At 58.8% G+C, this 12711-nt stretch carries 6 protein-coding genes; 5 read left to right on the top strand and 1 reads right to left on the bottom strand.

The window, feature by feature from the left end; translation table 11 throughout:
* Positions 1-48: 48 nt before the first annotated feature.
* Positions 49-2349, bottom strand: a complete 2301-nt coding sequence (locus tag ABID47_RS28220) for a helix-turn-helix domain-containing protein (protein WP_354501822.1) — start codon at positions 2347-2349, stop codon at positions 49-51.
* A gap of 186 nt (positions 2350-2535) precedes the next feature.
* Between ABID47_RS28220 and ABID47_RS28215 the strand changes: the two genes are divergently transcribed.
* The 5 genes from ABID47_RS28215 (at position 2536) to ABID47_RS28195 (ending at position 12705) form a co-directional block, all read left to right on the top strand.
* Entirely contained in the window at positions 2536-3924 is a 1389-nt protein-coding gene (locus ABID47_RS28215; protein ID WP_354501819.1) for an alpha-L-fucosidase, read from the top strand.
* A gap of 83 nt (positions 3925-4007) precedes the next feature.
* Complete coding sequence (locus tag ABID47_RS28210; protein ID WP_116233977.1) at positions 4008-5294, top strand: alpha-L-fucosidase; 1287 nt, start codon at positions 4008-4010, stop codon at positions 5292-5294.
* 194 nt (positions 5295-5488) lie between these two features.
* Positions 5489-6808 (top strand): glycoside hydrolase family 125 protein, encoded by a 1320-nt coding sequence (locus tag ABID47_RS28205; protein ID WP_354501815.1) that lies wholly within the window; start codon positions 5489-5491, stop codon positions 6806-6808.
* Positions 6805-9942: a beta-galactosidase gene (locus tag ABID47_RS28200; RefSeq protein WP_354501812.1), complete on the top strand. Its 3138-nt coding sequence runs from the start codon at positions 6805-6807 to the stop codon at positions 9940-9942. The genes ABID47_RS28205 and ABID47_RS28200 overlap by 4 nt, the downstream gene beginning before the upstream one ends.
* A 12-nt stretch (positions 9943-9954) precedes the next feature.
* Entirely contained in the window at positions 9955-12705 is a 2751-nt protein-coding gene (locus ABID47_RS28195) for an alpha-mannosidase (RefSeq protein ID WP_354501809.1), read from the top strand.
* The last annotated feature ends 6 nt before the right edge of the window (positions 12706-12711 follow it).

Genomic DNA, 12711 nt, shown 5'->3' with positions numbered 1-12711 from the left:
CAGGGGAGTTGGCTATTGCTTTAAGAAGGAGCGGGAAGAGGCGCTGCCTCATTCCTCGTCCGGATCGGAAGAAGCGGGAGGCTGGCCGGTTTCGGAGAACAGCTTCCGGTACTGCCCCGGCGTGTAGCCGGTCTCCTTCTTGAACTTCCGCGTGAAGTTCGGGGTGTCCTGGTAGCCGACCCGCAGAATGATGTCCTTGAGCGGATCGCTGGTCGTCCGCAGCTGATGAATCACCTCTTCGAGGCGCTTCTGCCAGACGTACTGGATGAAGTTCAGCCCCATCTTTTCCTTGAACGACCGGCTGACGTGGGACGGCGAGATGTCGAATTCAAAAGCGACGCTCTCCAGACTCAGCGTATGGTCGGTGTAATGCCCGTCGATGTAAGCGACGATCCGGTCGATCATCGACTGCTCTTCCTTCTGGTTATTCCGCTCGACCTGGCTGCAGATCCGGGAAGCCAGGCTGAGCAGGCCGCGTTCGACTTCCTCGAGCGAGCTGCTGTACACCATGCCCGGAGGCACGTCCTGCAGCACGCTGTGAATACCGAGCTCGGATGCCGTCTTGAGGATCGTGTTGAGCAGGTCGAAGCAGACGCAGCGCATCAACATCGCCGATACCTCGGCCACCTGCAGGTCCTGCACCGACGAGGAGACAATTTGGGCGGCAACGTCGTAGCTGCCCTGCTTCAAGCTCTGGGACAGCTTCATCAGCGTGTTGTTCGGTACCCAGGCCGTATGGTCCGGCGTGTAGGACAGCTTCTCGAAATACGTGACGCTGCCTTGGCCGGTGGTCGCCCGCAGCTCGAAAGCCGAGCAGGCTTCGATGAAGGACTGGTTCAGCTGGTCCGGGCTCGGGTAGCTGGTGCCGACACCGATCATCGGAAAGACGTCGAAGGATTCGAGCAGACAGCCGCGGACCGCCTCGACGATCTGGTGCATCCGGTTGAACTCCTCGGCGCCTTCTTCCGGATCGTAGCAGATGATGAGCCCCAGCTGGTCCAGCTGCGGAAGCTCCACGCCATAGCCGAGAGCAGCCAGCTCAGGGAATTCGATCTGGGTCAGCAGCCGGATCATTTCGGTGCGGTCCTGCCGGTCGCTTTTCTCCTGCTCTGCCGGCTCCGACCCGATGACCATCACAAAGTACCGTGACCGGTCAAAATGAAGGTCGAACGCCTCCCGCAGCTCCGGCGACAGGCTCTGGGCGCTGCCGTACTTCAGCAGCATCGACAGGAAGTGGTTGCGGGCGAATGGCTCCTGCAAATCGATCCGCGAGCTGTATTCCTGCAGCGCGGTGCGGATCCGGTCCAGCTCGTTGCCGGACGGCGTCTTGCCGCTCTGCGGCCGCTTGGCCGGGGAGTTGGTGGAAGCAAACTCCACGAGCATCGAGATCGGCTGGTACTGCATGCGGGCAAGGAGCAGCGCGATGGCCGCGCCGACTAGGACGACAATGATGAACAGCATGATAATAAAGCTCCGCACGTGCAGAACGCTGCTGAAAAATTGCGAGCTCGGCATGGCGGTAACGTAGGTCCAGCCGTTATTGTCGGATTTGACCGAAACGATGGAATGCGCCTTGCCGTTAATGGTCCGTTCGTGAATGCCAGGGGACAGATTGATCAGCGACTTGGCCTCGCTTCCGGTGAGCGCTTCGCCTTGACGGTTGTCCACCAGAATGCGGCCTTCATTGTCGAGAATATACGTCAACCCCTGATAGCTGCCGAGAATGGAATCGATCAGGCTGGTAAGCTCGGATTCCCGGATCAAATACATCACCGTTCCGTGCGGCGTAGGACTGTTGGGCGTAATCGGAATCAGGTACGCGAGCATCGTTTCTTTTAAACCGGAAGCGTTGCTGACCGTATCGGCGGGACGCATCTCCGGATACTGGCCCTCATCGAGATCCTTGAACATCCGGCTCTTGTCCCAGCTCTGGAAGCTGAACTTTTTGGCGAATACATCAAGATTGTACAGGCCGTTGCTGGAATAGATTTTCTCATCTTTATGAAAATAGAGGAAAATTTCGCCGATGATCGAGCTGGTTGCCTTGTACTGATCCAATGCCTGAATGGCGTCTCCGCTCGTCAGCGGGTCATGGACCCGGTATTTCGTCAGTCTCTCGTCATAGGAGACACGGGAAGCGATTTCGCTGAGCTCCTTCATCCGCCCGTCAATGATCACTTTGGTCTGGGTCAGCTGATCCAGCCGGGAGTGCTCGATCTCGGACCGGAGGTTCGTCACAGCGTTTTCATAAATAAAGATCGTCATGAGGATCAAGGGAATCAACAAGATAAATAAATAGGACCAGATATATTTCAAAAACAGCTTGGACTTGAAGTAATTTTTCTTCAACAATTCTGCCTCCCGTTAACCGTAATGCGTCTGATCAAGTTCCATGATACCAATATTTCGGGCTTTTGGACATAGAGAGAAAAACGAACGAAGTCGAAATATGGAGAATTTTGTTGATAAGAAGGCGCGGTTTAGCGGCAGGCAGCTCAATCTATGATAAAAATCCGAATCAATGGAGGGTGTAAGATGAGCGAAATCAAGCAGGTCCAGGAAGAACAGGAGTCCGTCGTCGTGGAAGGCGTCCACAATTACAGCAGTGAAGAGCATTGGGTGAAACCCGAGGATCCGCTGCTGCTGGAGCGCCTGGAATGGTTCAAGGACCAGAAACTGGGCCTGATGATGCACTGGGGGCCTTATTCCCAGCTCGGATTGGTGGAATCCTGGGCGCTGAGCGACGTGGATGAGGAATGGTCCAGAAATGAAATCGACTGGGACATCGATGCGGAGGAACTGAAACGCGAGTATTTTGCCTTGAACAAAACGTTCAACCCGCTCCGTTTTCAGCCGGAGCTGTGGGCGGATCTCGCCGCCGAGAACGGCTTTAAATATTTAAACTTTACGACCAAGCACCATGACGGGTTCTGCATGTGGGATACTCAGACGACCGATTACCGTATCACCGGGCCGGACTGCCCGTTCCATACGCACAAATACGCGGATATCACCAAGCAGCTGTTTAACGCTTTCCGGGAAAAAGGGCTGGGCATCTCGGCCTACTTCTCCAAGGCGGACTGGCACACCCCGTATTACTGGGCTCCCGGGATGAAGCCGGGAACAACGACTTCCCGCGGGCCGACCTACGATCCGAAGGAATACCCGTGGCTGTGGGAGCAGTTCGTCCAGTTCACGCATGAACAGATCATGGAGCTCATGACGAATTACGGCCGGATCGACGTGCTGTGGCTGGATGCCGGCTGGGTCAACGACTATCGGGATCAGAACATCCGTCTCGGCGAAGTGGTTGAGCGGGCGCGGAAAATTCAGCCATGGCTGTTGTCGGCAGACCGCACGGTGGGAGGACCTTACGAAAACCTGATCACGCCGGAACAGACGCTGCCCGAACGCGCGCTGAGCGTGCCTTGGGAGAGCTGCATCACGATGGGGTCGGCCTTCTCCTTCCGTTATGAGGACGACTACAAGACGGTCCGCCAGCTGATCCATCTACTGGTTGAAATTGTTGCTAAGGGCGGCAATTTGGCGCTCAATGTGGGGCCGCAGCCGGACGGACGCATTTCCAAAACGGCCATCTCCCGTATCAAGGGCATGGGCGCGTGGCTGAAGGTTCACGGCGAAGCCATTTATGGCACGCGCATTTGCGAGCCGTATTCGGTCGGCCGGGCGCAGTTCACCCAAAAAGGCGACACGACCTATGCCTTTTACCTGTACCGGGACGAGCACGAAGAGGTTCCAGCGGAGCTGCATCTGCCGCTGCAGCAGTCGTTCAGCCGGATCGATCTCGTCGGCGGAGCGGACAACCTGGAATTCCGGCGCACGGATGACGGCGTTGCCATCCGCCTTCCGGAGAAGGAACGCGAAGGGCTGGCGCCGATCGCGCACGTGTTCCGTATCCGCTAAGACAGCGGGCATGCGCGGCATAAGAGTATAGATCCAAACACCGCCTATAAACAACCGAATACAACGCGAAAGGTGCGACCGATATGCAACCATGGTTTGAAAACGCAAAGCTGGGGATTTTTATCCACTACGGCATTTATGCCGTCGACGGAGTGGCTGAGTCCTGGTCCTTTTACAACGGACACATTCCCTATGAACAATACATGAAGCAGCTGGACGGATTTACGGCGTCGAAATTCGATGCCGAAGCGTGGGCCGACTTGATCGAAAAGTCCGGCGCCAAATATGCGGTGCTGACGACGAAGCACCATGACGGGGTAGCACTCTGGGATACGAAGTACAGCGATCTGAACGTCATTCAGAAAACGCCGGCCAAGCGGGATATCGTTAAGGAGTACGCGGAGGCCATCCAGAAGCGCGGGATCCATCTGGGCATGTATTATTCCTTGATCGACTGGTCTCATCCCGACTATCCGAGCGTCTATGAAGGGGGCAAGGTGCCGGAGGATTTGAGCACGGCCAACCGTTTCTCGAGCCCTCAGGACGGCGTGCAGGATGAAGAGCGCTGGCAGAAGTTCCTCGAGTTTAACAACAACCAGCTGCGGGAAATTTTGACGAATTACGGCAAGGTCGATCTGCTCTGGTTCGACGGGGACTGGGAGCGCAGCGCCGAGCAATGGAACCTGCCGGCCTTTAAGGAATATTTGCACACGCTGAATCCGGACATCATCATAAATTCCCGCCTGCAGGGCCACGGCGATTACAAAACGCCGGAGCAGGGCATTCCGATCACGAGACCGGAGGGGCCGTGGGAGTTCTGCACGACGATCAACACGTCCTGGGGCTACGTGCCGACGGATAACAAATACAAGTCGCTGAACCAGATTATCCGCATGTTCTGTGACTGCATATCGATGGGCGGCAACATGCTGCTCGATATCGGGCCGCGGGAAGACGGCACGATCGACAAGCGGCAGGAAGATATTTTGCTCGGATTGGGGGATTGGATCCGCACTCACGAAGAGGCTGTGTTCGGCACAGAGGAAGGCATCATGACCCGTTATTACCTCGGAGGCAGCACGGTGTCCAAGGACCGCAAGACGCTGTACCTGTTTGTCTATGACGATCCGAAGGAAAACGTCTGCCTCAAAGGGCTGTGCAACCCGATCAAAAAGATCACCGTGCTCCATTCGGGCAAAGAGCTCTCGCATGAAATTCACGGTGGGGTGCCGTGGTTCAACATTCCGGGAACGACATGGATTCACATGACCCCGGAGGACACCCATGAGCAGGTAACGGTACTGAAGCTGGAGTTCGACGAAGAGCTTGAAATGTACGGTGGATCCGGTGCCGTCGTGACCCATAACTGACGGATGGACCGGACGCTATAAGCGGACTAAGTGGACGAATCACGGGGAGGAACGCCTTGCACTTTTCACGGCGGGGCCTCCCCCTCTTTCGGGTAAACGGACAGGATTCGGGGGCCAAAGGTAATAATGGCTTAGCCGCATCGTCTTAGGATCAGCCCGGATCATATGACCATGTATACAAAAGGAGATCAAGAATGGAACAATTCAGATTGCCTCAAATCAACATGCCGCGGATGGAACTTCCGGCTTCCATTCAGAACGTGCTGACGGAAGCAGAAGAGAAGCTGGCGCACCGGCCTAAGCTGCTGCAGCTGTTCAAGAACTGTTTTCCGAACACACTGGAAACGACCACGAAGCTGATGGATGACGGAACCACCTTTGTCATTACCGGGGATATTCCCGCGTCCTGGCTCCGCGATTCCGTGGAGCAGGTCATGCATTACGTGCCTTTCGCCAAAGAGGATGCCGCGCTGCAGCGGATGATCGGCGGGCTGATCAAGCGGCACATTCAGTACATACATATCGATCCGTACGCGAACGCGTTTAACGAGTCGGCGAACGACTGGCACTGGAACAAGGCCGACGTGACCGATATGGGCCCTTGGGTGTGGGAGCGAAAGTTCGAGATCGACTCCCTGTGCTTCTCCATGCGGCTCGCCTATGCATACTGGAAGGAAACCGGGCTGACGGACATTTTCGACGCCGGATTCAAATCGGCGATGCGGATCATTTACGAGCTGTTCCGGACCGAGCAGCGTCATATGGAACAGTCGCCGTACCGTTTTATGCGTAATAACGGCATCCGGCAGGATACGCTGGCAAACGGAGGGCTCGGCATGCCGGTCAACTATACGGGCATGGTCTGGTCCGGCTTCCGCTCCAGCGACGATGCGTGCGACTTTCATTACAACATTCCGGGCAACATGTTCGCCGTGGTTGCGCTGCGCCACATGCAGGAGTTCGCCGAATGGGTGTTCCGTGATACGGGCTTCCTGCAGGAGCTGAAGGCGCTTGAGGAAGATATCCATCACGGCATCCAGCTCTACGGCATCTACCGCCATCCGGAATTCGGACCGATTTACGCGTACGAGACCGACGGGTTCGGCAACTACTGCCTGATGGACGACGCGGGTACTCCGGGTCTGCTGTCTATTCCTTATCTGGGCTACGTCACAGCCGATGATCCGATCTATCAAAACACGAGACGCTTTGCGCTGTCTAAAGCCAATCCGTTCTACTTCGAAGGCCGGGCGGCAAAGGGCATCGGCAGCCCGCATACGCCGGAAGGCTATGTGTGGCATATGGCTTTGTCCATGCAGGGACTGACAGCAGTCACGAAGGAAGAAAAGCTGGAGATGATCGCGACGCTGGAGGCGACGGACGCGGGAACGGGCTATATGCATGAGGGATTCCTTGCCGACGATCCAGCCGTATATACGAGATCGTGGTTTGCCTGGTCGAACAGCCTCTTCTCACAGCTGGTCTATCAAGCGATGAAAGAAGGGATTCTATGAGCAGGCCGGTCATCATTTTCTATGATTCGGCGTTTCCGGCGACATCGCTTCCACCAGCCGAGCAGCTTGAAGAGCTGCGGCAGATCGGTATAGTGGTCGGCGCCAAAGGTCTTGCCGAAGCGCTGCGTACTGCCGAGGAAGGATGCTTCGTGAACCTGCATGCGCCGTATTTTCCGAAAGACGCATGGGCGGACATTGCGGCGTTTCTAAGACGCGGCGGCGGGCTCGTCAGCGCCGGCGGGGCTCCGTTCCGCCGGCCGGTCCGGCTTGAGGATGGGGCATGGAAGGCGGAGGCGGAGCAGACCGCTTACCACCGGGAGCTGTACATTCATGAAATGCTGCATGTGGACGCCGAACCGGTAGCGAGCCTGCGAGCTTCAGAGCAGATCCCGCTTCTGGCCGGACAAGAGCAGCTGTTTGGCATCAGCGGCACGCTGAACCTGGTGCCGCACACGACCCGCAACGCCGATCTGCCGCACCAGATGGGCTCCGCGGGCACGATGAACACGCAGGTGCATGCGCTGCTGACAGGCGTATCCGCCGACGGCCGCGAGGTGGCCGCTCCGGTGGTGCTGTGGGAGAACTCGCGCGGTGATTTTGCCGGTTCACGCTGGCTGTTCGTGAACGTGCCGCTCACCTCCGCGTTCTGGAGTCAGGGCGGAGGAGAGGCGCTGGGTACCTGGGCAGAGTTTGCGTCGCGTCCGGTCACCGAGCTGTCGTTAAAGACCAATTACGCTGCCTATGAGCCGGGCGAGCACGCGGTCTTGACGCTGCAAACACAGCGGATCTTTCCGAAGCGGGCCGCGGTTCGCGATGCCGAGCGTTGGACGTTCGCCCTTACGGTAGAGGAGGACGAAGGGGACCGGAAGTGGGAGCACCAGTTTACGACGGGCGTTACGGGCGAGCTGGACTTCATCCGGATTTCCGTGCCGCTTGCGCTTCGCGCCGGGCTGTACCGGGTGGAATGCACTGCTACGTCGGAAGACGGCGAAGTACGGGTGCTGCGTCAAGGCTTCTGGGGGCATGACGCACAGCTGCTTCAGGAAGGAAGCCTCTTGACCCGCGGGCGGGACTATTTCGTCAAGGACGGCCGGCCGCTGCCGATTGTCGGCATGACGTATATGGCGTCCGATGTGGCCCGGAAGTTCCTGTTCCTTCCGAACAGCGACGTGTGGGACCGGGACATGGCCCAAATGGCGGCGGCCGGCATCAACTGGATCCGCACCGGGGTGTGGACCGCCTACCGCAATATCATGCAGGTCGACGGCCATGCCTCGGAGGAGGTGCTGCGGGCGATTGACGCCTTTATCCTGACGGCGAAGAAGCACGGACTTCACGTCACCTTCACCTTCTTTTCCTTCACGCCGGAGACGTGGGAAGGAGTGAATCCTTATCTGGATCCGCAGAGCGTGGAGGCCCAGAAGCGGTACGTCCGCTCCATCGTCTCCCGCCACCGTCACACGACGAATGTGGACTGGGACCTGATCAACGAGCCGTCGATGTTCGATCCGGCGCGTATTTTCTCGGCAGGGCCGCGCTCTTCGCATGATCGCTTTGAACGGGCGGCCTTTGCGGAGTGGCTGGAGCGGCGCCACGGCCAAATCGGGCAGCTGCAGGAGCGGTGGAATATGACGCCGGAGCAGCTGCCGAGCTTTGCGGCGGCCGCGATTCCGGAGCCGCAGGAGATCAACTTCGATGTGCAGGACATGCATTCAGGCAAGAAGGGGACACGCTGGCTGGATTACTGCTTGTTCTCGATGGACATGCACAACCGCTGGGCCCAGCAGCTGTATGACACGATCAAGGAGCTGTGTCCGGATCAGCTGGTCACTGTCGGCCAGGACGAGGCGCTCGGCTCGCAGCGTCCGTCGCCGTTTTTCTACCGCGAGGCAGCAGACTATACGACGGTGCATTCATGGTGGCAGAACGACGATCTTGTCTGGGACGGGATTTTTGCCAAGACGGCCGACAAGCCGAATGTCGTTCAGGAGACGGGGATCATGTACGTCGAGACGGCGGAAGGGCTGGCCAAGCGGAGCGAACGGGAGCTGCGCAGCATGCTGGAGCGAAAGTACGCTTATGCGTTCTCGACGGGCGGTGCGGGAGCGATCCACTGGATCTGGAACACGAACTTTTATATGGATAATGCAAACGAATCGCATATCGGTGCCCTGCGGGCCGACGGCACGGAGAAGCCGGAGGCGGACGTTTCGTACGAGTTCGGCCGGTTTATGGCCGGAATCCGCGACCTGTTCCGGGACCGTGAACTGGAGGATATCGCGGCGGTGTTCCCATACTCGAACGACTTCTCGAACCGGAAGTTTGCGAATGAGGCGACGCGCCTGATGACGCGCGTGCTGTCCTATCAGCTGAAGCTTCCGCTGCGGGCCGTGTCCGAATACGACCTGGAGCCGCTGGCGGAGCATCCGGCCAAGCTGATTTTGCTGCCAAGCCCGCACAATATCGAGGACGCGGCTTGGGCGAGGCTGCTTGAGATCGTCCGGAGCACGGGAGCGGTTCTGCTCGTGACCGGGCCGCTCTCGATCGACGCGTACTGGCGGCGGACAGAGCGGGCGGCGGAAATGCTAGGCACCACGGAGATCCGCAACGTACGGCGCGAGGAGACGCTGAGCCTTCAGGGTAAACGGCTGCCGGTCTCCTTCGGGAAGCGGCGCATCGCTGAGGTGAACAAAGAGGTGCTGGCGTCGGGCGACAGCCAGGCCGGATCGGGAACGCCTGCCGCCGACGCGGTGACCGAAATTCCGCTGGGCGCGGGCAGATTGATCTGGAGCCCGCTGCCGGTTGAGCTGAACGAACGGATTGACCCCACGGCCGAGCTGTACCGGTATGCGGTAGAGGCGGCCGGCTGCGCCAGCGGCCTGACTTGGCTGCAGGGCGGGGACAACCCGGGGCTTTACGGGCGCAGACTGCGGTTTTCCGAAGGCTTTTTATACATTTTCGTATCGGAATATGCGTGGAATACCCAGATTGAAGTGCAGGACGACGATACCGGAGCCGTCTATGCGTTCGAGCTGGAGCAGGAGCGGTCGGTGCTGTTTGCGGCCGATGCGGAAGGAAGAATACAGGCGGTGTACCGCCCGCACGAGGTACAGATTCAAGTCAAGGAAAGCTAGGAGGAAAAACATATGCCAAACCGCAAAACGGCTCATATCGTATCCCACACCCATTGGGACCGGGAATGGTATCTGCCCTATGAGAAACATCATGTCCGTCTGATAAAACTGATGGATGCGCTGCTGGACAAGCTGGATGAGGATCCGGAATACCGCAGCTTTTTCCTGGACGGCCAGACGATTATTCTGGAGGATTACCTGCAGGTCCGGCCGCAGCAGCAGGCGCGGCTTGAGAAGCATATTTCGGACGGCCGCATCCTGATCGGCCCCTGGTACATCCTGCAGGACGCGTTTCTGACGAGCAGCGAGGCCAATGTGCGCAACATGCTGATCGGGCACAAGGACGCCAAGCGCTACGGCCAGCCGGCCAAAATAGGCTACTTTCCCGACACCTTCGGGCTTGCCGGACAAACACCCCAGCTGATGCGGCAGTCCGGCATCCATAACGCCTTCTTCGGACGGGGCGTGAAGCCTACAGGCTTTAACAACACGGTCGCTGACGGCGATTACGAATCCTCCTTCTCCGAGCTGGAGTGGGAGGGGCCGGACGGCTCCAAGGTGCTCGGCATCCTGTTCGCCAACTGGTATTCGAACGGGAATGAGGTGCCTGCGGATCCGGGCGAGGCGAAAGAATACTGGCAGCGCAAGCTGGCGGACGCCGCCAAGTACGCTTCCACCGGGGAGCTGCTGTTCATGAACGGCTGTGACCACCAGCCGATCCAGCTCGATCTGCCGGAGGCGATCCGCACGGCGCGCGAACTGTTCCCGGATACGGACTTCGTCCATTCCAATTTCATCGATTATTTGGCTTCCCTCGAATCCTCGCTGGACCGTGAATTGTCCTCCGTCCGGGGCGAGCTGCGCAGCCAGCGGACGGACGGCTGGGGGACGCTCGTCAATACCGCTTCCTCCCGCGTCTACCTGAAGCAGCTGAATCAGCGTGGCCAGGCGATGCTCGAAAAGGTAGCCGAGCCGCTTGCAGCTTATGCCAGCCTGCTCGGTGCGGCATATCCGCATGATCTCCTGCAGTACGCCTGGAAGACGCTGATGCAGAACCATCCGCATGACAGCATCTGCGGCTGCAGCGTGGACGAAGTACACCGCGAGATGGTCACCCGCTTCGAGAAAAGCCGGCACGTCGCCGAAGCGGTTGCGGACGACAGCCTGCAGTCTATTGCGGAACACATCGACACTACCGGCTTTGCGGCGTTCGGGCCGGATGCTGTTCCGTTCACCGTCTTCAATACGACCGGCGGCAAGCGGACCGGCACGGTTAGCGTCGAAGTCGACGTGCTCCGCCATTATTTCCGGGAAGGCATTCCGTTCGGCGAAATGAAATCGCGGGTGAAGCAGCTCGAGCTGGCGGACCGGATCGTGGTGGACAGCGAGGGACGGGAGGTGGACTGCACGATCACCGACCTGGGACTGCAGTTCGGATACGATCTGCCTGACGACAAGTTCCGGCAGCCTTATTTTGCCCGAAAGGTCCGGGTGGAGCTGGAGGCGGCGGACGTTCCCGCGAACGGCTTCAGCACCTACGCGGTCGTCCGCTCGGCTTCCCAAGCCACCGCATCGTCGGAACGGGCCACACTTGTCACCGGGGACCGAACCATGGAAAACGAATACGTGTCGGTTAGCATTGAAAACGACGGATCAGTGACGCTGACGGACAAGGCGAGCGGCCAGATCTACTCTGGTTTGTGCGTTTACGAGGACAGCGGGGACATCGGCAATGAATACATGTACCGCCAGCCGGACGGGGAAACCCCGCTGACGACCCGGAATACTGCAGCCGAGATTACGATTCTGGCCGACAAGCCCTACGAGGCGTCCTTCCGGGTCGTTCATGCCTGGGACATCCCGAAGGGAGCGGAGGAGAAGCTTGCGCAGGAGCAGCAGGAGCTGGTATGGTTCACCGGCCGATCGTCCGGCCGCTCCAAGGAGACCGTCCGGATTGTCATCGAGACGACCTTGACGCTGGAGAAAGGATCACGCGGACTGAAGGTCTCCTCCCGCTTCAATAACCAAGCTAAGGATCACCGGCTGCGGATGCTGTTCCCGACCGGCCTTGCCAGCAGTGTTCACCAGGCGGATTCCATGTTCGAGGTCGTGACCCGCGGCAACGAGCCATCCGCCGAATGGACCAACCCGAGCTACTGCCACCATCAGCAGGCTTTTGCCAGCATCCAGGACGGGCGGACGGGACTTACGGTCGCGAACCTGGGCTTGAACGAATACGAGGTGCTGCAGGACGGACAGAACACGATTGCGGTGACGCTGCTGCGTTCCGTCGGCGAGCTGGGCGACTGGGGCGTATTCCCGACGCCGGAGGCGCAGTGCCTGGGCGAAGCCTATGCCGAGCTGATGATCATCCCGCACGGTCTTGCGAAACCTGAGGCTGCGTATAACGAAGCCTATCAGTTCCAGGTACCGTGGACGGGCGTACAGGTCGGCCTGCATGCGGGCAGCCTCCCGCCGGTTTATCAATGGTTCGGCTGGCAGGGAGAAGGAATAGCACAGTCCGCGGTGAAAAGAAGTGAAGAGACAGGAGACCTCATCCTCCGCTGGTACAATTTGACCTCGAGCGGCAGCGAGCTTGCCGTAACGCCGACATTTGCGTATCGCCAGGCATATCGAAGCATTATTCTGGAAGAGCGGCAGGATGCGGTGGAAGCGGTGCAGCCCGGAGAGGCGCTCCGCCTAGCGGCAGGGCCGGCCGAGATTGTGACGCTGGCCTTGGAGATTGCGGATACGGCAATATAGGTTAAC

The sequence above is a fragment of the Paenibacillus favisporus genome (assembly GCF_040545415.1).
Taxonomy (GTDB): Bacteria; Bacillota; Bacilli; order Paenibacillales; family Paenibacillaceae; genus Paenibacillus_AQ; species Paenibacillus_AQ favisporus.
Note: the sequence above shows the minus strand (reverse complement) of the source record. Positions and strands in the feature narration are given on the sequence as shown.

What these genes read in the sequence shown, in the direction of transcription:
- ABID47_RS28215 (WP_354501819.1), top strand. Translation starts at nt 2,536, where the DNA reads ATGAGCGAAATCAAGCAGGTCCAGGAAGAACAGGAGTCCGTCGTCGTG.
- ABID47_RS28210 (WP_116233977.1), top strand. Translation starts at nt 4,008, where the DNA reads ATGCAACCATGGTTTGAAAACGCAAAGCTGGGGATTTTTATCCACTAC.
- ABID47_RS28205 (WP_354501815.1), top strand. Translation starts at nt 5,489, where the DNA reads ATGGAACAATTCAGATTGCCTCAAATCAACATGCCGCGGATGGAACTT.
- ABID47_RS28200 (WP_354501812.1), top strand. Translation starts at nt 6,805, where the DNA reads ATGAGCAGGCCGGTCATCATTTTCTATGATTCGGCGTTTCCGGCGACA.
- ABID47_RS28195 (WP_354501809.1), top strand. Translation starts at nt 9,955, where the DNA reads ATGCCAAACCGCAAAACGGCTCATATCGTATCCCACACCCATTGGGAC.